General features: G+C 39.8%; 19 protein-coding genes. 9 read left to right on the top strand and 10 right to left on the bottom strand.

Translation table 11 applies throughout. From position 1 onward, the window contains the following. Nucleotide 1: 1 nt before the first annotated feature. Nucleotides 2–1,150, bottom strand: coding sequence for a HAMP domain-containing sensor histidine kinase (locus J8L85_RS01380; protein ID WP_211013912.1), 1,149 nt, complete (start codon nt 1,148–1,150; stop codon nt 2–4). A gap of 127 nt (nt 1,151–1,277) precedes the next feature. On the opposite strand from J8L85_RS01380, the gene J8L85_RS01375 reads away from it, so the two are divergent. Next, a complete protein-coding gene (locus tag J8L85_RS01375; RefSeq protein WP_047247169.1) occupies nt 1,278–1,655 on the top strand; it encodes a DUF3127 domain-containing protein in 378 nt (125 codons plus the stop codon). 121 nt (nt 1,656–1,776) lie between these two features. Next, nucleotides 1,777–2,454 (top strand): leucyl/phenylalanyl-tRNA--protein transferase, encoded by a 678-nt coding sequence (gene aat / locus J8L85_RS01370; RefSeq protein WP_247656528.1) that lies wholly within the window; start codon nt 1,777–1,779, stop codon nt 2,452–2,454. Nucleotides 2,455–2,526: 72 nt separating this feature from the next. On the opposite strand, the gene J8L85_RS01365 is transcribed toward aat, so the two are convergent. Continuing rightward, nucleotides 2,527–3,111 (bottom strand): hypothetical protein, encoded by a 585-nt coding sequence (locus J8L85_RS01365; protein ID WP_247656527.1) that lies wholly within the window; start codon nt 3,109–3,111, stop codon nt 2,527–2,529. Beyond that, the gene (locus J8L85_RS01360) at nt 3,098–3,661 is read right to left on the bottom strand and encodes a DNA-3-methyladenine glycosylase I (protein WP_211013911.1); all 564 of its coding nucleotides are present in this window, start codon (nt 3,659–3,661) and stop codon (nt 3,098–3,100) included. The genes J8L85_RS01365 and J8L85_RS01360 overlap by 14 nt, the downstream gene beginning before the upstream one ends. 201 nt (nt 3,662–3,862) lie before the next feature. Here J8L85_RS01360 and J8L85_RS01355 point away from each other — a divergent pair, with 201 nt between their 5' ends. Beyond that, nucleotides 3,863–4,483, top strand: coding sequence for a thioredoxin family protein (locus J8L85_RS01355; protein WP_211013910.1), 621 nt, complete (start codon nt 3,863–3,865; stop codon nt 4,481–4,483). Here J8L85_RS01355 and J8L85_RS01350 read toward each other — a convergent pair. The 5 genes from J8L85_RS01350 to J8L85_RS01330 all read right to left on the bottom strand — a co-directional run bounded on the left by J8L85_RS01350 (nt 4,466) and on the right by J8L85_RS01330 (nt 7,950). Beyond that, nucleotides 4,466–5,197: a hypothetical protein gene (locus J8L85_RS01350; protein ID WP_211013909.1), complete on the bottom strand. Its 732-nt coding sequence runs from the start codon at nt 5,195–5,197 to the stop codon at nt 4,466–4,468. The two genes, J8L85_RS01355 and J8L85_RS01350, sit on opposite strands and share 18 nt — an antisense overlap. Before the next feature lie 77 nt (nt 5,198–5,274). After that, the gene (truB, locus tag J8L85_RS01345; RefSeq protein ID WP_211013908.1) at nt 5,275–5,976 is read right to left on the bottom strand and encodes a tRNA pseudouridine(55) synthase TruB; all 702 of its coding nucleotides are present in this window, start codon (nt 5,974–5,976) and stop codon (nt 5,275–5,277) included. A gap of 26 nt (nt 5,977–6,002) precedes the next feature. After that, the gene (locus J8L85_RS01340; protein WP_211013907.1) at nt 6,003–6,800 is read right to left on the bottom strand and encodes an undecaprenyl-diphosphate phosphatase; all 798 of its coding nucleotides are present in this window, start codon (nt 6,798–6,800) and stop codon (nt 6,003–6,005) included. Continuing rightward, nucleotides 6,801–7,061, bottom strand: a complete 261-nt coding sequence (locus tag J8L85_RS01335) for a DUF3098 domain-containing protein (protein ID WP_211013906.1) — start codon at nt 7,059–7,061, stop codon at nt 6,801–6,803. Between the two features lie 10 nt (nt 7,062–7,071). Continuing rightward, nucleotides 7,072–7,950, bottom strand: coding sequence for a permease-like cell division protein FtsX (locus J8L85_RS01330; protein WP_211013905.1), 879 nt, complete (start codon nt 7,948–7,950; stop codon nt 7,072–7,074). A gap of 265 nt (nt 7,951–8,215) precedes the next feature. On the opposite strand from J8L85_RS01330, the gene J8L85_RS01325 reads away from it, so the two are divergent. The 3 genes from J8L85_RS01325 (at nt 8,216) to J8L85_RS01315 (ending at nt 13,269) form a co-directional block, all read left to right on the top strand. Continuing rightward, entirely contained in the window at nt 8,216–11,176 is a 2,961-nt protein-coding gene (locus J8L85_RS01325) for a class I tRNA ligase family protein (RefSeq protein ID WP_211013904.1), read from the top strand. A gap of 163 nt (nt 11,177–11,339) precedes the next feature. Continuing rightward, a complete protein-coding gene (ald, locus tag J8L85_RS01320) occupies nt 11,340–12,440 on the top strand; it encodes an alanine dehydrogenase (RefSeq protein WP_211013903.1) in 1,101 nt (366 codons plus the stop codon). A 133-nt stretch (nt 12,441–12,573) separates the two neighbouring features. Further along, nucleotides 12,574–13,269 carry a zinc metallopeptidase gene (locus J8L85_RS01315; RefSeq protein ID WP_211013902.1) on the top strand — a complete coding sequence of 232 codons (696 nt, stop codon included), beginning with the start codon at nt 12,574–12,576 and terminating at the stop codon, nt 13,267–13,269. Nucleotides 13,270–13,323: 54 nt separating this feature from the next. On the opposite strand, the gene J8L85_RS01310 is transcribed toward J8L85_RS01315, so the two are convergent. Continuing rightward, complete coding sequence (locus J8L85_RS01310; RefSeq protein WP_211013901.1) at nt 13,324–13,794, bottom strand: Lrp/AsnC ligand binding domain-containing protein; 471 nt, start codon at nt 13,792–13,794, stop codon at nt 13,324–13,326. Between the two features lie 54 nt (nt 13,795–13,848). Continuing rightward, entirely contained in the window at nt 13,849–15,222 is a 1,374-nt protein-coding gene (locus tag J8L85_RS01305; protein ID WP_211013900.1) for a saccharopine dehydrogenase family protein, read from the bottom strand. An 81-nt stretch (nt 15,223–15,303) separates the two neighbouring features. Between J8L85_RS01305 and J8L85_RS01300 the strand changes: the two genes are divergently transcribed. From J8L85_RS01300 to pckA, 3 genes are all read left to right on the top strand, one after another. Then, nucleotides 15,304–15,687: a DUF423 domain-containing protein gene (locus J8L85_RS01300; RefSeq protein WP_211013899.1), complete on the top strand. Its 384-nt coding sequence runs from the start codon at nt 15,304–15,306 to the stop codon at nt 15,685–15,687. A gap of 3 nt (nt 15,688–15,690) precedes the next feature. Continuing rightward, nucleotides 15,691–17,160: an SLC13 family permease gene (locus tag J8L85_RS01295; protein ID WP_211013898.1), complete on the top strand. Its 1,470-nt coding sequence runs from the start codon at nt 15,691–15,693 to the stop codon at nt 17,158–17,160. Between the two features lie 395 nt (nt 17,161–17,555). Then, nucleotides 17,556–19,172, top strand: coding sequence for a phosphoenolpyruvate carboxykinase (ATP) (gene pckA / locus J8L85_RS01290; protein ID WP_211013897.1), 1,617 nt, complete (start codon nt 17,556–17,558; stop codon nt 19,170–19,172). Nucleotides 19,173–19,215: the final 43 nt, after the last annotated feature.

Genomic DNA, 19,215 nt, shown 5'->3' with positions numbered 1-19,215 from the left:
ACTATTGGTGTACTTTAAGGGAAATTTGCATTATAGTACCTTCTTTACCAGAGGAAAGTACTTTTATTTTACCATTGTGGTATTCTTCTATTATTCTTTTTACCAGAGATAGCCCTAGGCCCCATCCTCTTTTTTTGGAGGTAACTCCAGGAGCAAAAATAGTATTAAAATTACTTTTAGGGATACCGTGCCCCGTATCTGCAATTAAAATGGTAACGAATTTCCCTTGGGGAACTATTTCAATGGCAATGGTTCCTTTTCCTTTCATGGCGTCTATGCCGTTTTTAACCAAGTTTTCAATGGTCCAGTTGTACAGGGAGCTGTTCAATAAAACGGGGGCGGATTCTATATTCGACTTAAAAGAAAAGTGAATAAGCTTAGAGCTTCTTCTTTTTAAATAATCGAAGGCATCTTTGGTCTCGGCCACAATATCGGCTTCGTTTAATTTGGGCAATGAGCCAATTTTCGAAAATCGTTCTGTAATCGTCTTTAACCTATCTATATCTTTTTCAATTTCTTTGGTAATATCCGGATTTATGTTTTCGGTCTTCAATAATTCGTTCCATCCTAAAAGAGAAGATAGCGGTGTACCTATTTGGTGGGCGGTTTCTTTGGCCATACCGGCCCATAGCTTATTTTGCTCCGCAGCTTTATTGGTCCTGAACAAAAAGAAGATTACGGCTCCGAAAAGAAATATAATCAATAAAAGGGCTATCGGATAGAATTTTAATTTATTCAAAACTTCCGAGTTTCCGTAGTACAGTGTAGCCAAATGCTCGCCTTGTTGATCTATGGAAATAGGGGTGTTCTCATCTTGAAACTGGCGCAGTTTTTTTGCAATGTAAACCGAATCGGAAGCCATTTCTGCCGGAATGTTGTTTACCCTTATAGAGCTGTCCTTGTTTATCAGGATCATAGGGGTAGAGGTGTTGTTCTGAAACACTTTTAAATGTAGATTTCCCAAATCTACTTCTTCCGAAGATTGTAAAAACTCTGATTGGGCCGTTGCCCAAATTTCCATTTTAAGGCGTTCTTCTTCTTTAAACTTTTTAAAAAAACTATTCGTATTCCATAGAATCAGGCTCACGACTATGAACGCCCCGATTACGAGGAATATATTGGTAGTTTTGTTTTTAGGACTAAAGTTCATCCAGTGGTTTTGTACTAATAAATATAACCCTAAATGTAAATAATTGTTGTGCTATAATCGCTACTCATTATTTTATACCCCATTCATTTTGTGTATTTTTGATTTTTGAAGTAAAAGCGAACACAAGATGGAAATAGAAGGGAAAATAAAATTAATAGGTGAAACAAAGACATTTGGCAATAACGGATTTCGTAAAAGAGAAGTTGTTATTACCACAGACGAGCAATATCCACAGACCATAATGGTAGAATTTGTTCAAGATAAATGTGATTTGTTGAACAGTTATAATGTGGGTCAAGATGTAAAAATAAGTATTAACCTAAGAGGAAGGGAATGGACAAACCCACAAGGTGAGGTTAAATACTTTAACTCTATCCAAGGGTGGCGTATAGAGAATTTGCAACCAGCGGCCCAGCCCGAAGGTATGCCGCCAGTACCTCCAATGGAGGCTTTTGAGCCAGCGGACAATTTAAACGAAGAAGATCATGACGATCTTCCGTTTTAATACTTATAATCAAGTAGTAACATAATATCTTCTTTTAGAAGAGGTAAAAAACTTGTTCGACCATAGTGTTGAACAAGTTTTTTGTTTTAGGTGTATTTGGTTAACTTAAAAACAAAAAGTATTGAAAGAGTCAAATCAGCGAACCCCTATTTATTTTCTTACCGACGAACTTTACTTTCCTCCGGTAGAAAACGCTACTTCAGAGGGCCTTTTGGCGGTGGGGGGCGATTTGTCGGCCGAAAGACTTTTACTTGCCTATAGAAACGGTATTTTTCCGTGGTATAACGATGATGATTCCATTATTTTATGGTGGAGTCCCGATCCTCGCATGATCTTGTATCCAGAGAAGATAAAAATATCGAAGAGTATGCGTAAGGTTATAAGGGACAAGAAATTTAGGCTAACCAAAAATCAGTGTTTTCAGAAGGTTGTTGAACATTGTTCAACGGTAAAACGCGAGGGACAAGAGGGTACATGGATCACAGAGGCCATGCAATGGGCATATCTTGATCTTCATAAAAAAGGGTATGCAAAGTCATATGAGGTATGGGAAGGTGACGAATTGGTCGGAGGATTGTACGGTGTGGATCTGGGCCATGTCTTTTGTGGCGAAAGTATGTTTAGCCTTAGGTCGAACGCATCAAAATTTGCATTTATAGAATTAGCGAAAGAGCTACAGCAAAAAAACTATCTGTTCATAGATTGTCAAATGTATACCGATCATTTGGCCAGCCTCGGTGCCGAAGAAATAGCAAGACAAGAATTTATATCTAAATTAAAAGGGCAGAGCGGTTTGTAAGGGTTGTAAACAGTGGTTTTAAAGAAAGCTGTGAGCATGTTCAATGCTCTTGGCTTGTGTAACCGCATTCTGTTAGTAAAGAACATGGTCGTAATTTGGGGGAGGCGTTTTTCTAAGGTTTATAAAGTTGCCTTTGGCGTCAAATAATATTTCGTAATCCAAATACCCTTTTTCTTTTTTGCCCTTAACGGTATATTCGTAATTGATCGAAGGCAACAATAAGTTTTGAAAAGCATTTCTTATGGTTGTTTCGAGTGTTTCGCTGTCAGAAGACGGGTATTGTTGCTGCAATTTTTTGATCTTGTACTTAGAAAAAGATTTTTCTAAATAGGCATTTATACGTTCTAGGGTCTCAGAGGGTATATCTACCGGTTTAATTACGATTTTAATATCGTTTAGAACACCATTTTCGTCGAACCCCATGCCATACCACAACTTATCCTTCTTTAGTTTGGCTTCATAGCTGATCTTGGTGCTGTCCGTTTCTTTATAGTATTTAAGACGTTTTACATCTGTTAGGTCTTTATTTATAAACTGCAATGCTGCTGGGGGAAATTGACTTTTTTTAATTCTATGTTCGCGTTCATATTTGTATTGAGCATTGGCGAACCCTCCAAAAAACAATAGGGAGACTAAAACAATTTTATACTTCATCATATCTGAAACAATTTACCTCGTGATCATTTACCATGCCTGTGGCCTGCATATGTGCATATACGACCGTACTGCCCACAAATTTAAAACCTCTCTTTTTTAGGTCTTTGCTGATTTTGTCTGAAAGGGTGGTGTTGCCCGGTGCTTTCTTGTAATCGGTGATTGAATTTTTGATAGGCTTATGGTCTACAAATTTCCATATATAGTTGCTAAAACTACCGAATTCCTCTTGGATTTTCATAAAGGAAACGGCATTGGAAACCGTAGAGTTGATTTTTAGTTTATTTCTAATGATACCCGGATCCTGCAGTAAAGCATCTATTTTCTCTTGATTGTAAAGAGCTATTTTTTGATAGTCAAAATTATCAAATGCCTTTCTGAAATTTTCACGTTTGCGTAGAATGGTAATCCAACTAAGGCCTGCTTGAAAGGTTTCCAAGGTCAAGAATTCGAATAAGGTTTTATCGTCCTTTACCGGAACGCCCCATTCCTCATCATGATACTTTTCGTAAAGCGCATCGCCCTTGCACCAACCACATCTATGTTTTTCCATAATCAAATATAAAGAACTAATGCAGATCGGGAATATGATTTGTAGAGTTAATTGTTCGGTATTATATCAATGCCGTTCGATGTAGTAAATGAGGTTGCATTAGGCTAAATATGATTTATAAACGTTGTGGTTGTGGAGCGTCTGTAAGGTTTTTAACAAGAGCTCAACTAAGTGGAAATATATTAATACTAATGCAGAACGATGAGTTTACAAGAAACACATTCCGATAGTTTGATAAAACAAAGTTTAGACAAGGCTATGTCGTACCAAGAGTATCGTGATCTGGTACAAAAGTTGGCTGTTGAGGGTAAATCTACCGGTCCGGAACAGACCGATGCACTTGCTGATTATACCCAATTGAACGATCGAAGAATGAAACGTTGGGACAAAACGTTGAAATTTAACGAAACGGTAATTGAAAAAATAGGGTCGGTAGACAAGAAAATAGTTTGGCTGGTACTTACAGAGAGTTGGTGTGGCGATGCCTCACCTGCATTGCCCGTCATGAACAAAATAAGTGAGCTGAATGCGAACATTACGCTCAAAATTGTTTTAAGGGACGAGAACTTGGAGCTGATGAACCAATTTTTGACCCGTGGCAGTATGTCTATACCCAAACTTATAATGATAGATGCCCAAAACAATGAGGTAATTGGGGATTGGGGCCCAAGATCAAAAAATGCTACCGACTTGGTGGATAGTTATAAAGCGGCGCATGGTTCGTTGAGCAAAGAATTTAAACAAGACCTACAGGTTTGGTACAATAAAGATAAAGGGCAAAGTATCGTAGAGGATTTACTAGGGTTACTTTCCTTGAAATAAGTAGGTAATTGTTCCTTTTTGGAGCGCTTTGTCCGAACTGCTGAACCTTGCTTTGTAGGCATACGCAATAGCGTTGTCCACTAAGCACCCGTTAGAGGTACCTGAACTTTTTTCGTTAAAGTTGGCTTCGATAACATTTCCTGTTTCGTCTACCTCTATGTTGATCACTACTTTTCCGCCCTCTATACAGGTGTATATTGGTGGGGGTAAATGGTAACTATTACGGTTTACCAATGAGTAGGAGATGGATGTTCTTTTTGCGGCAAGATGGTTGGTGAACTCTTCTTTTTGAGCTTCTTTTTCACCAAGCATTTGCTTCATTTGCTCACGTTTTTTGGCAAGTTCCTTTACACGTGCGGCATATTCGGAATCGGCGATAAGATTATCGGAAGTTTCTTCACCGGTCATAGCGGCTTTTTCTTCCATAATTTCTTCCAGTGTTTTTAGGGGTTCTGGATTGCCAAAACTGGGTTTTGCCGTTTCGTTATAGGCCATATGGCTTTTAACGGGGTCGGATTTTGAGAGTTTTTCGAGCAGTTCTTCCTCTTCTTGAGTAAGTTCTTCTTCTGGTTCGTCTTCCAGTACCATTTCAACTACATAGTCCTCTTCATCTTCGGTCTGCGCACCTAATTGAATGTTATATAGAACCAAGACAACGATCGCCATTGAAAAAATGGTGATTATCAGAGATAGTTGCTGTCTGTTCAGGTTCATTGATATATAACATTTATTTTTAGAAAATATTACAGTAAATCGACAAATGGAATCATAATAAATGCGATTCGGTGTAATTATTTCTGCAATAACCCTTCGGTAAAGACCAATGGGTCTATGGCATTATCTACGTTAAATTTACCTATTTTGGTTCTTCTAAGGCTCGTCAAGTGCCCTCCAGAGCCCAATGTCTTTCCGAAATCATGGGCGATGGAACGTATGTAGGTTCCTTTGCTACATTTGATTCTAAACGCCACCTCGGGCATTGTTATTTTGGTGATTTCAAATTCTAAAATATGAACATTGCGCTTTTTTATTTCAACGTCCTTTCCTTCCCTTGCATATTCATATAAACGCTTTCCGTCTTTTTTTAAGGCCGAAAAAACAGGGGGTGCCTGTTGTATTTCACCAATAAACTGCGACGTAGTTTCATAAATAAGCTCATCGGTTATGTGTGCCGTTGAAAAGGTTTGGTCTATCTCGGTCTCCAGGTCGTACGAAGGGGTAGTGCTGCCCAAAGTGATGGTGCCCGTATATTCTTTGGCTTGTCCTTGATATTCTGGAATTTTCTTGGTGAACTTTCCTGTACAGATAATAAGAAGTCCGGTTGCCAAAGGGTCAAGTGTACCGGCATGTCCTATTTTTATTTTTTTAAGGTCGAATTTTTTTCGAATGGCCCATTTAAGTTTGTTCACTGCCTGAAAAGATGACCACCCCAATGGTTTGTCGATCAATAATAACTGACCGTTCAAAAAATCATCTTTGGTCAAATTTTCCATAGATTTTGGGTTGCGTTAAGGGCGTTCTAAGGGTTTGTAAACCCATAAATGATGGCGATGAGCCCTACAATAAGACAATATATGGCAAAATAGGAAAGTTTGCTCTTTCGTACCAATTGGATCATCCATGTACAGGCTGCCAAACCGGCAACAAAAGCAGCGATAAATCCTGCTGCCATGGCAAAATTGTTCTCTCCGTTAAAACTTAATTCGCCACTCATAAGGTCTTTGGCTATTTTGCCGAAAATTAAGGGGACTACCATTAAAAAAGAGAATCTTGCGGCTTTCGATTTGTCCACTCCTAAAAGTACAGAGGTAGAAATAGTGGCCCCACTGCGGGAAATACCCGGTAGCATAGCGATAGCTTGTGAGATTCCCACAATAAAAGCACTTCCAAAACTTACCTTTTTATCCGTGTCTTTTGCCTTGTCGGCGAAATATAGAAGTACGGCAGTAATCAATAACATGAAGCCAACGAATCTTATGTTGCCACCAAAAAATGCTTCTAACTGTTCTTCAAAGAAAAGCCCTATGAATACGGCGGGCAACATTGATATAATAATCTTTAGCGAAAACTGACTTTCTTCGTTCCATTTAAATTGTAACAGCCCGCTTATAATTTCCCAAATATCTTTTCTGAAAACAACAATGGTACTTAGGGCCGTAGCAAAGTGCAAGACTACGGTAAATAGTAAGCTTTCTTCGGGAACGGAGTGGTCTCCTAAAATTGCCTTTCCCAATTCCAGATGGCCACTGGAAGAAACGGGAAGAAACTCGGTTAATCCTTGAATAATGCCGAGTATAATAGCGTCTATAGTCTCCAATTATTTCTTTTTGTGTGGGTTTAATAAAATAGCGTAGACCTCTATTCCGAGTCCTATAAGAACCAAGGTAGGAGCCAATCGTATTCTTCTGAAATTGTAGATTTCAGGATTAAAAACGTTAGGGTCATCACTACCGCCACCGCTCATCAAAATAAAGCCCAAGGCAATAAAAGCCAACCCTATGAACATGAATAGGTAATTTTTCTTTTGAAAAATGAACTCCTGTTTTGGAGATTGTTCCACTTTAGTTTTTTTGCTCATAGGGGCAAATTTAATAATATAATTCGTCTGTTCTTAAGTTAAGGAAACGTTGTGTGGCAAAGTAAGTGCTTAAAAAAGAGATCAGGATGCCCAAAAGAAACACGCCTACGAATAGGATGATAATTATGGACGGTTCTTCTAATAACCCCAGATCCTGAAAATTGGTGTTTACATAATAGATTACACCGGCAATGGCCGCAAGGGCCAATAACGCCCCTAGCATACCCAATTTTATGTTCTGCCAAATAAAAGGCTTGCGTATAAAAGTCTTGGTGGCACCCACCATTTGCATGGTCTTTATGATGAATCTTTTCGAGTAAATGGACAGTCTGATCGAACTGTTGATCAAAAGTACCGCTATAAAGGTGAAAATGGCACTGGCCACTAAAATCCAGAAACCGATTTTTTCTACACTTTTGGCCACCATGCTTACCAATACCTTGTCGTAGCTAACCTCGTCCACAAAACTTCTTTCTTCTAGATCGGCTGCGATCTCACCTACTTTTTCCGCTGTTACAAAATCGGCATTGAGTTTTACGTCAATCGAATTTTTTAAAGGATTATATCCTAAGTAATCTACAAAGTCTTCCCCGATTTCCTTGCTGTGCTGTTCCGCCGCCTCCTCTTTTGATACATAAGTGGCAGATTTGGTGTACTCCGACATGGCCAAGGTTTTTTGTAACTGCTCTACTTCTATCTCTTTTGCATTTTCCTTTAAAAAGATAGAAATGGTGATCTGCTCTTTAGAGCGATCCGCCATCTTCTTGGTATTCAATACCAAAAGTCCTAGAATACCCAATAGAAATAGTACCAAGGCAATGCTCAGTACTACGGAAAAATAGGAGGAAATCAGTTTCCGTCTTTGATAATTTTCAAAAGAGTTACTCATATAAATATATAGTAATTGTAAAAATAGGAAAGTAATGTGAAATGAATCTTAAAAAAAATAAAACGCCGCCTATTTTTAGGTGTAAAAAAGGTTGGGGAAATGTATTGAAAGTGATTTTTTGAAGTTTTCTGTACCTGTATGAATTTTTAGGCCGAAGTGTATCATTTTTAGGGTCGACCCGATCAAGAACCGTTAATCGTCAATATCTTTTTAACTTTCATCGATTCGACCTATTTTTGTCGCTTACAGCAAAGAAGCAAATATCATGCAATACAATTTCAACGAAATTGAAGCCAAGTGGCAAAAATATTGGGCGGACAAACAGACTTTCAAGGCCGAGAACAATAGTGACAAAGAAAAATTTTATGTGTTGGATATGTTTCCTTATCCTTCGGGGGCAGGTCTCCATGTGGGGCATCCGTTAGGGTATATTGCCAGCGATATTTATGCCCGTTACAAACGGCACAAAGGATATAATGTGTTGCATCCACAGGGATACGATTCTTTTGGGTTACCTGCGGAGCAATATGCAATACAGACCGGGCAACATCCGGCCATTACTACAGAAGAGAATATTAAGACCTATAGAAGGCAGCTCGATCAATTGGGCTTTTCTTTTGATTGGAGTAGAGAGGTACGTACATCCGATCCTAAATATTACAAATGGACACAGTGGATATTTATTCAGCTGTTCAATTCGTGGTACAATAAAACTACCGATAAGGCAGAAGACATTAAAAGTCTGATATCCGTATTCGAAAAAGAGGGCAATGCGGGGGTAGATGCTGTTTGTGATGATGATATAGCCGTTTTTTCTGCGGAAGAATGGAAAGCGTACAGCAACAAAGAGCAACAAGAGATATTATTAAAATATAGGTTGACCTATTTGGCCGAGAGCGAGGTTAACTGGTGTCCGGCATTGGGAACCGTTTTGGCGAATGATGAGATTGTAAACGGAGTATCTGAACGTGGAGGGCATCCTGTTATCCGAAAAAAGATGACGCAATGGAGCATGCGAATTACCGCATATGCCCAGCGTTTGTTGGATGGTCTTGAAAAGGTAGATTGGCCACAACCCCTTAAAGATTCGCAGACCAACTGGATCGGTAGGTCAGAGGGAGCTGCGGTAACGTTTTATACGGTACCCTCAGCACCGGGCGAAAAAACATATCCGATAGAGGTCTTTACCACACGCCCCGATACTATTTTCGGTGTCAGTTTTATGACTTTGGCACCCGAGCACGAACTGGTTTCAAAAATTACCACGCCAGAACAAAAGGCGACGGTAGAAGCCTATATAGAGGCTACGGCAAAACGGTCGGAGAGGGATAGAATGGCTGATGTAAAAACTATTTCGGGAGCCTTTACGGGGGCGTATGCAGAGCATCCGTTTACCAAAGAACCCGTTCCGATCTGGATCGGCGATTATGTGCTGGCCGGTTATGGAACCGGAGCGGTCATGTCCGTACCATGTGGTGATCAGCGCGATTACGATTTTGCGAAACATTTCAATATTCCTATTCCTAATATTTTCGAGGGAGTGGATATTACAGAAGAAGCTTTTGCCGATAAGGAGAAAACAATAATAGCCAATTCTGATTTCTTGAACGGGCTACCTTATAAAAAGGCCGTAAAGCGTGCCATTTTTGAATTGGAAAAGCTAGGACAGGGAGAAGGAAAAGTAAATTATCGTTTACGGGATGCCGTTTTTAGCAGACAGCGTTACTGGGGCGAACCTTTTCCTGTGTATTATGATGCGGACGGAATGCCACAGATGATATCGGAAGAACATTTGCCGATAAAACTACCGGAGGTAGATAAGTACTTGCCTACAGAAACCGGTGAGCCGCCTTTGGGCAATGCCACTGTATGGGCTTGGGATACCGAAAAGAACGAGGTTGTGGCCAATGATAAAATAAACAACACTACGGTTTTTCCGTTAGAATTGAATACCATGCCGGGTTGGGCAGGAAGCTCGCAGTACTTTAATCGCTATATGGATCCGCACAACGAGGATGAGATATTCTCGCAAGAGGCCATCAACTATTGGCAAGATGTGGACCTATATATTGGTGGTAGCGAACATGCTACCGGGCATTTGCTGTACAGTCGTTTTTGGCAGAAGTTTATGTTCGATAAAGGCTTGGTGCCCAAAGATGAGTTTGCGAAGAAGCTGATCAACCAAGGGATGATTACCGGGACGAGTGCTTTTGTTTATGTATGGTCACAAAAATATCAGGATAAACCGGTTGTTGTTTCTAAATCAATAATAGAAAAGGCCATATCGAATAATGGATTTCTTTTTGATTATTCTAAAGAATTGGATTCTATGTTTTCCGATTTAAGGTCGAAGGGAGAGGGTGTGACGCAAGGCGAAACATCTTGGGAACATTTTAATCCGATTCATGTTGATGTCTCTCTTGTAAATGCTTCTGATGAATTGGATGTTGAGGGTTTTAAAGAATGGAGGTCGGAATACGCTGAGGCGGTATTTATAACCGAAGAAGATGGAACGTTTAAAGTAGGCCGCGAAGTTGAAAAAATGTCCAAGTCCAAATACAATGTGGTAAATCCCGATGCTATTTGCGAAGAGTACGGGGCAGATAGTTTGCGTTTGTACGAAATGTTCTTGGGGCCCTTAGAGCAATCCAAACCTTGGAATACCGCAGGTATTACCGGGGCGCATGGTTTTTTGAAAAAAATGTGGCGTTTGTACCATTCCGGTGCCAATGGAACTTTTGAAGTTTCGGAGGACGAGCCGTCCAAAGATTCTTGGAAGACCCTGCACAAAACCATTAAAAAGGTGGCGGAAGATATAGAGAACTTTAGTTTTAATACATCTGTTTCCACTTTTATGATCTGTGTAAACGAGCTAAGCTCGCAAAAATGTAACAGTAGGGCCGTGTTAGAGCCGTTGGCTATTTTGGTGTCTCCTTATGCGCCACATATTGCCGAAGAGCTATGGGAAAAACTAGGTCATTCAGAGTCTATCGCTGCGGCACCTTTTCCAGAATTCGAAGAAAAGTATCTGGTGGAAAGTGCTAAGGAATACCCTATATCCTTTAATGGTAAAATGCGCTTTAAGCTAGAGCTTCCCTTAGATCTTAGTAAAGAAGAGATAGAGGCGGCGGTAATGGCCCATGAAAAGACCCAACAACAATTACAGGGTAGAACCCCTAAAAAGGTAATCGTGGTGCCTGGTAAGATTGTGAATGTTGTAGGGTAAAAATTTATTTTGATAAAAAAAATCATATACACCCCCTAAAAAATAGGGGGTATATATTTTAAAAATCACTTTTTAGAGTGATTAACCCCTCATTTTATCGATTATTTGTTTATTTAAAGTATAAATTGTCGGAACTTAGCGGCATAATTTTAAATAAATAATCATGATTGTTGGTATTCCCACAGAAATTAAGAACAACGAAAGTCGGGTTGGTATGACGCCAGCCGGAGTTTTTGAATTGGTAAAGAACAACCATACCGTATACGTGCAGTCTGGAGCAGGTGAAGGGAGCGGTTTTTATAATGGTGATTATCAACAGGCGGGAGCCATAATTTTAGATACCATTGGGCAGGTATATTCCATGAGCCAAATGATCGTTAAGGTGAAGGAACCTATTGAGGAAGAATATGAGCTGATACAAGAGGGACAAATTTTGTTCACCTATTTTCATTTTGCTTCCAGTGAAGAGCTGACAAAGGCCATGATCAAGAAAAAGGCGATTTGTATTGCTTATGAGACGGTAGAAGATGAAGAAGGCACATTGCCATTATTGACCCCAATGTCTGAGGTCGCCGGTAGAATGGCCATTCAACAAGGAGCTAAATATTTAGAGAAACCTGTAAAAGGCCGTGGGGTACTTTTAGGGGGTGTTCCTGGTGTGGCCCCGGGTAGGGTATTGGTCTTAGGGGCCGGTGTAGTGGGTATTCAGGCTGCAAAAATGGCAGCAGGCTTAGGTGCGCATGTAACCATACTGGACATAAACATGAAACGTTTGAGATATGTAAACGATGTAATGCCCCCGCATGTGGTTACGGAATTTTCCAATGAATTTAATATTAGAAAACATATAAAGACCCATGACCTAATTATTGGGGGAGTTCTTTTAAAAGGTGCCAAGGCGCCGAACCTTATTACAAGGGATATGTTGAAAGAAATGAGACCGGGAACGGTGATAGTGGATGTAGCGGTAGATCAAGGCGGATGTGTAGAAACGACCAGGCCTACCACGCATGAAGACCCCATATATATTATAGATGATGTGGTGCATTATTCTGTGGCCAATATGCCAGGTGCCGTGCCTTATACCTCTACTATGGCGCTTACCAATGTTACATTGCCCTATGTTCTTAAGTTGGCAAATTTGGGTTGGGAAGACGCTTGTAAAAAAGATGCCGCACTTGAAAAGGGACTGAATATCGTATCCGGAAAAGTGGTTTACAATGAAATAATAGAAGCCTTTGGCTGGGAAGAAGCCTTCGCTTAAAAGTACAATTTGTCAGTAGTATAGACCTCGTCATGTCCGAAAGGAATTTGGCGGGGTTTTTGCTTTTCAATTAATGGTTCTGGTAACAAATAGAATCTTTACTATATTTATTGAATTTAAAAATTGAAAAGTTATGATGGGATATTATATATTGATCGGTGCTATTGCCTTGGTAAGTTGGTTGGTTAGTAGCAGGTTAAAAAGTAAGTTTAAGCATTACTCAAAAGTACATTTGCAAAATGGAATGAGCGGTGCCGAAATTGCGGAAAAGATGTTGGCGGATCATGGTATCCGTGATGTAAAAGTGGTTTCTACTCCTGGTATGCTTACCGATCATTACAACCCGGCAAATAAAACGGTAAATCTAAGTGAGGGTGTATATAGTCAAAGAAATGCGGCGGCGGCGGCAGTCGCGGCTCACGAATGTGGGCATGCCGTACAGCATGCACAGGCTTATCAATGGCTGACCATGCGTTCTAAATTGGTGCCTATAGTAAGCGTAACCTCAAGTATGTCTACATGGGTGGTATTCGGGGGCTTGGCCTTGGGTGCCGCTGCAGGTGTCGGTTTCGGCTATTGGGTTGCTGTCGCCGGATTGATAATGATGGGTATGGCAACTTTGTTCAGTTTTATTACATTGCCTGTAGAGTACGATGCCAGTAATAGGGCATTGGCTTGGTTAAAGGCTAAAAATGTGGTTACACAAGCCGAATATAAAGGTTCTGAAGATGCTTTGAAATGGGCGGCAAGAACTTATTTGGTCGCGGCCATAGGTTCTTTGGCAACCTTGGTTTATTGGGGACTTCAAGTTCTTGGAAGTAGAGATTAGTTTCTTTGAAAAATATTAGTGTTCAAAGCCTTCCTGTAAACGGGAAGGCTTTTTTTATATGGTAATCTGCCTGTCTATCTGTTGGGCCAGTGAAATGAAGGTCTCCGTTCTGGAAACGCCTTCTATTTGTTGTATTTCTTTATTTAGAACATGCATTAAATGTTCGTTGTCCTTACATAAAATCTTGATCAAGATGCTCCAGTTTCCGGTGGTGTAGTGGCATTCCAATACTTCGGGAATTTTTTCCAGTTGCTTTACCGCTTTTGGATTGCTCATTGCCTTGTCTAGATAAATACCGATGTAGGCCATGGTCGTGTAGCCCATGGCCCGTGGGTTTATAATGAATTTAGAGCCTGCCAATAGGCCCGAAGCTTCTAGTTTTCGTAAACGTTGATGTATGGCAGCACCCGATATACCTATGCTTCTGGCAATTTCCAGTACTGGTTTTCGAGCATCTTCCATTAAGAATCTTAGAATTTTCTTATCAATGCCGTCAATTTTGATATTATTGTTATCCGATTTCATATTTAATGTTTCAATATGAAAGTAAAAATAACAATTTTGTTTGCAAATGGAGATTTAGCTTGTGGTGGAATTTTCATTGTAACCCACATATGGCACCTCATATTCCTTAAAATTAATGCGCAATGTTTGTAGTTCGGTCAAAATAGGTTCATAGACTTCTTTTGAAATCGGAATCTGTACGCCAGGTGTCGATATTTTGTTATTTAAAATTTGAAGGGCCGCTATGGCGACAGGTAGTCCAACGGTTTTAGACATTGCAGTATGTGTGCGGTTTTCACCGATTACCACCAGTTTAGAGTCTGTTTGCTTCTTTTGTCCGTTAAGTTCATAACCAAATTTATGGTACATGACTATCATGTCTTTTTCATTCGTCCCCAGGGTCCATTTGTCTTCCAATATTTTCTGCAATGCTTGGGCCGGAGTGGCGTTCGGGATACCGATGTATTTAGAATCGTCGAATAGGTTCAGTTCCAATAGTTTTTCCCATACGTTGTCGTCTTGGTCTATTTTTAGGTAATGGCGTAGTTTTAGTTCTACGGAATCGGTAGGTGAATAGGGGAGAAAAAGATTGATGAATTCTCTATAACTCATATCTTCGGAGTTTTCTATGGTATAGGTGTCATCGGTGGCCCCCAGTTGTACGAAAATGTTCCAAGCTTTTGAAAACCCGACACGTCTCATGGTTCCCCGGTATATGGTTAGGGCATCTTGTAGACCGTAAGCATCTCTATAATTTAACGAATCCCTATTGGCATATCCTTCAAATTTACCGTACCCTTCAACTTCGAAAAATTCGGTACGTCTAAATAGCCTATGGTATGGAATATATTTGTAGGTTCCTTCCTGTATAAATTTTGCGGTTCCTCCTTGTCCGGCAAGTACTACGTTTCTGGGGTTCCAGGTAAACTTGTAATTCCATAGATTGTTGTCGTGTTCTGGTGCTACCAAGCCTCCGCAAAACGACTCGAACAGCAATATTTTGCCTCCTTGGTCCCGTATTCTATCTATGACCTGCATGGCGCTCATATGGTCTATACCTGGGTCTAGACCGATCTCGTTCATGAATATGAGATTATTTTTCTTTACTTCATCGTTTAAAGCCTTAATTTCAGAACTGACATAGGAAGCCGTAACCAGATGTTTTTTATAGGCAAGGCAATCTTCTGCTATTTTTATGTGAAACCGTGCAGGTAACATAGAAATAACTAGGTCAGAGGCTTCAACGGCTTTTTTTCTTTGGTTGTCCTTAAAAATATCGAGTGTAACAACGGTGCAATTTTCGTGACTTTTAATGTGGTCGGCGACGGCGGCCGTATTTACATCTCCTATGGTGATATGTAGCCTTTCTTTTGAAGACTTTTCCAATAAATAATCCAATAAATATGCGGTAGATTTACCAGCGCCTACAACCAAAATTTTTCGCACCATGCTTATTACTTACTTTTGTTAGATAACGGAGTACTAAGGTATCAAATTGTTACATTTATAAAAATATAAGGTCATAAAGTTATGAAAAAAACAATTTTTGTCACGGCTAGTGTCTTTGGGCTGTTGGCGGTAATGCTGGGGGCGTTCGGCGCTCACGGATTGGAAAAAATGGTGAACACAGACGCTGTTGCTACCTTTGAAACGGGTGTACGTTACCAAATGTATCACGCGTTTTTTCTGTTTGTAGTTGGGTTATTGCCGGGTCTTTCTAAAAAAACGAGACAAATTGTATATACCTTGGTAGTTATAGGAATAGTCTTGTTCTCATTTTCTATTTATCTTTTGGCTCTAAACGATATTACTACATTCGATTTTAGGACCATTGGAATAATTACCCCTATAGGAGGTGTCTTTTTATTGATGTCTTGGGGGTATTTGGGCTATCGAGTGTTTAAGGAGATATAGACTATGAGCAAAACAAAGCGGTTGGGGTTGTTTTTAGGGCCTTTTTCATTTATTTTGATACTTCTTTTTTTTCACCCCGAAGGTTTGTCAAAAGAGGCGAACGCTGTATTGGCATCCACTGTTTGGATTGCCATTTGGTGGATTACAGAGGCTATACCCATTGCCGTTACCGCGCTTTTGCCATTGGTACTTTTTCCGTTATCTGGAGGATTGGATCTTTCGACGACCTCTAGCTCTTTTGGCCATAAATACGTCTTCTTGTATATGGGTGGTTTTATTATTGCCATCACTATAGAAAAATGGAATTTACACAAAAGGATCGCCTTGAATATTATTCACTTTATAGGGGCTGATATTCGCAAAATTATTTTGGGCTTTATGGTCGCTACCGCTTTCTTGTCTATGTGGATTTCAAATACCGCAACTTCTGTAATGATGTTGCCAATAGGTTTGGCGATTGTTAAACAGTTAAAGGACAACCCTGAAACCATAGCGGACGAGAATCTTCTTTTTGGAAAATCTTTAATGCTTTCAATTGCTTATAGTGCGTCTATCGGTGGTATGGCGACCCTTATAGGTACCCCTCCGAACTTGGTTTTGGCCGGGGTGATCTTAGATACCTATGGTTATGAGATCACCTTTATGCAATGGTTTATGTTCGGGTTGCCCATATCTATAATCCTTATTTTTATTTGTTGGAAATATTTGACCCGATATGCCTTCACTTTTAAGCAGGCGGAGTTTCCGGGAGGTAAAGCGGAAATATCAAGGTTAAAGAATCAATTGGGTAAAATTTCATATGAAGAAAAGTTAATAGGAGTGGTGTTCGGGGCTACTGCCTTTTGCTGGATTACTAGGTCTTTTTTGTTGCAAAAAATATTACCTGGTCTGGATGATACCATTATTGCCATATTTTTTGCCATTTTGATGTTTTTAATTCCCTCGAAAAATAAAAGAGAGCCATTATTGAAATGGAATGAGGCGGTAAAACTACCATGGGGCATTATTTTGCTTTTTGGTGGTGGTATGGCCCTGGCAAAAGGGTTTGATGTGAGCGGTCTTGCGGTTTGGGTCGGTAGTCAAATGACTTCCCTTTCCGGATTGCCAATTCTTTTTTTAGTGCTGATATTGATAGCTTCGGTAAATTTTTTAACCGAGATCACGTCAAACTTAGCGACTACTGCTATGCTATTGCCGGTATTGGCCCCAATGGCTTTGTCTATAGATGTGCATCCGTTCGTATTAATGGTCGGTGCAGCCGTGGCCGCATCTTGTGCATTTATGCTTCCGGTCGCGACCCCGCCCAATGCGGTGGTGTTCGGTTCTGGTTATCTTCGAATACCGGATATGGTAAAAAAAGGATTGTTAATGAATGTAGTATCTATTCTGGTGCTTACCTTATTTGTGTATTTTGTTCTGCCAGAATTATGGGGTATTGTAATTAATGGATTTCCCGAAAATCTAAAAAAGTAGGGCGTAACTATTTCTATAAGTTCTATAGAGCCGAAAGTGATTTAAAAAGAGGTAGATATGCTTTTTAACGAGTAGGTATATATGCCATCGGGTTGTATAAAAAATGCTTCGCTACATTATAACAAAGACTACAAAATTAGTGAATTTAATGTGTAAGCAGGTATGATTTTTGTCAATTTGATAAAAAAACGATATAAAATTATCAATAATTTATTTATATAGTTAATATAGTAAATATTGACTAATAAATAGACCTTGGTACGTTTCATATCTTCTGTAATATGGATATTATTTCGTCAATTTGATATTTCTGCAGGTAGAAAGCTTAATTAAGTGTTGATTTTCAGGGCTTGAGCCGTAATTTTTATAGCTTTGGAGTACAAATAATTAGTCTTATGAATAATTCATCTTCAAAAGAAAAAATGATTTCATTAAAAAATTACGGTATTGATCATGATAATTTTCATTATCAAGAGAGTCCGGAAGAACTTCAAAAGGCCACTCTAGATTTAGGGATGGGTGTAGAAACAAGTAATGGTACCATTGCGGTCAATACTGGAGAGTTTACCGGTAGATCACCTTTGGACCGGTTTATTGTAAAAGATGAAATAACCAAGGATAAAGTTTGGTGGGGTCCTGTTAATATTCCTTTTGAGCAGGATAAATTTAAGGCACTGTACGACAAGGTGATTGCCTATCTTAACAAAAAGGAAATTTATGTACGTGATAGTTATGCTTGTGCCGACCCGGAATATAAACTTAATTTAAGGGTTATTACAGAATATCCTTGGTCCAATATGTTTGCTTACAATATGTTCTTAAGACCTACGGAGGAAGAGTTGGCCGATTTTACTCCGGAATGGACGGTTGTCAATGCTCCTGGTTTTATGGCAGATGCCAAGGCAGATGGTACCAGACAGCATAATTTTGCCATTCTTAATTTTACCGAAAAAGTGGTCTTGATCGGCGGTACAGGTTATACCGGAGAGATAAAGAAAGGAATATTTTCTGCGTTGAACTTTATTTTACCCGTATATAAAGAAACTTTACCTATGCATTGTTCCGCCAATGTTGGTAAAGAAGGAGATACCGCTATTTTCTTTGGGCTTTCGGGAACCGGAAAAACAACCTTGTCAACAGACCCGAATAGAAAATTGATAGGAGATGATGAGCATGGATGGACGAGCCGAAACACCGTTTTTAATTTTGAAGGAGGATGTTATGCCAAGGTGATCAATCTTTCAGAGGAGCAGGAACCAGAAATTTATGGAGCTATAAAGCCAGGGGCGATATTAGAAAACGTGGTATTGGACAAAGATGGCAACGTAGATTATTCCGATACTTCCATAACGCAGAATACCAGGGTTAGTTATCCTATATACCACATAGAGAATATTCAGCAACCATCGATTGGTAAAAACGTAAAGAATATATTCTTTTTAACGGCGGATGCCTTTGGGGTGTTGCCTCCAATATCGAAATTAACACCTAGCCAAGCGGCATATCACTTTATATCGGGTTACACGGCAAAAGTCGCGGGTACCGAAGCAGGGGTTGTAGAGCCACAACCTTCTTTTTCTGCTTGTTTTGGGGCGCCTTTTATGCCGTTGCACCCTACTAAATATGCCGATATGTTAAGTAAGAAAATGAAGGAGGCCGGGGTAAATGTATGGTTGGTTAATACCGGTTGGACAGGAGGTCCTTACGGTGTTGGTACTAGAATGAAACTTAAGTATACCAGAGCTATGATCAATGCCGCATTAAGAGGGGATCTAGGGTTATATTCTTACGATAATTACCATATACACTCCGTTTTTGGAGTGGCGCAACCAAGGGAATGTCCTGGTGTGCCCACTAGTGTATTAAGTCCGAGAGCTACTTGGAACAATGATGAAAACTACTATACAACAGCCTTTAAATTGGCAAATGCCTTCCGTGAGAACTTTAAGCAGTTCGAAAGTTATGCAAATGAGGAGATAAGGCGTGGAGGACCACAGCGATATGGATTTTAGATAATAAAAAGGCCTTGCTGCAAGCAAGGCCTTTTTTTGTTTT

The organism is Maribacter sp. MMG018 (genome assembly GCF_018100785.1).
In the GTDB taxonomy this organism is placed as follows: Bacteria; Bacteroidota; Bacteroidia; order Flavobacteriales; family Flavobacteriaceae; genus Maribacter.
The sequence above is the reverse complement of the archived record's forward strand: the minus strand, read 5'-3'. Positions and strand labels throughout refer to the sequence as shown.

Excerpts from the sequence above, each read along its gene's own strand:
- J8L85_RS01355 (WP_211013910.1), top strand. The coding sequence starts at position 3,863 with ATGAGTTTACAAGAAACACATTCCGATAGTTTGATAAAACAAAGTTTA.
- J8L85_RS01325 (WP_211013904.1), top strand. The coding sequence starts at position 8,216 with ATGCAATACAATTTCAACGAAATTGAAGCCAAGTGGCAAAAATATTGG.
- J8L85_RS01360 (WP_211013911.1), bottom strand. The coding sequence starts at position 3,661 with ATGGAAAAACATAGATGTGGTTGGTGCAAGGGCGATGCGCTTTACGAA.
- truB (WP_211013908.1), bottom strand. The coding sequence starts at position 5,976 with ATGGAAAATTTGACCAAAGATGATTTTTTGAACGGTCAGTTATTATTG.
- J8L85_RS01305 (WP_211013900.1), bottom strand. The coding sequence starts at position 15,222 with ATGGTGCGAAAAATTTTGGTTGTAGGCGCTGGTAAATCTACCGCATAT.
- J8L85_RS01330 (WP_211013905.1), bottom strand. The coding sequence starts at position 7,950 with ATGAGTAACTCTTTTGAAAATTATCAAAGACGGAAACTGATTTCCTCC.
- ald (WP_211013903.1), top strand. The coding sequence starts at position 11,340 with ATGATTGTTGGTATTCCCACAGAAATTAAGAACAACGAAAGTCGGGTT.
- J8L85_RS01315 (WP_211013902.1), top strand. The coding sequence starts at position 12,574 with ATGATGGGATATTATATATTGATCGGTGCTATTGCCTTGGTAAGTTGG.
- J8L85_RS01375 (WP_047247169.1), top strand. The coding sequence starts at position 1,278 with ATGGAAATAGAAGGGAAAATAAAATTAATAGGTGAAACAAAGACATTT.
- J8L85_RS01335 (WP_211013906.1), bottom strand. The coding sequence starts at position 7,061 with ATGAGCAAAAAAACTAAAGTGGAACAATCTCCAAAACAGGAGTTCATT.
- J8L85_RS01365 (WP_247656527.1), bottom strand. The coding sequence starts at position 3,111 with ATGATGAAGTATAAAATTGTTTTAGTCTCCCTATTGTTTTTTGGAGGG.
- J8L85_RS01310 (WP_211013901.1), bottom strand. The coding sequence starts at position 13,794 with ATGAAATCGGATAACAATAATATCAAAATTGACGGCATTGATAAGAAA.
- J8L85_RS01300 (WP_211013899.1), top strand. The coding sequence starts at position 15,304 with ATGAAAAAAACAATTTTTGTCACGGCTAGTGTCTTTGGGCTGTTGGCG.
- J8L85_RS01380 (WP_211013912.1), bottom strand. The coding sequence starts at position 1,150 with ATGAACTTTAGTCCTAAAAACAAAACTACCAATATATTCCTCGTAATC.
- J8L85_RS01350 (WP_211013909.1), bottom strand. The coding sequence starts at position 5,197 with ATGAACCTGAACAGACAGCAACTATCTCTGATAATCACCATTTTTTCA.
- pckA (WP_211013897.1), top strand. The coding sequence starts at position 17,556 with ATGAATAATTCATCTTCAAAAGAAAAAATGATTTCATTAAAAAATTAC.
- J8L85_RS01295 (WP_211013898.1), top strand. The coding sequence starts at position 15,691 with ATGAGCAAAACAAAGCGGTTGGGGTTGTTTTTAGGGCCTTTTTCATTT.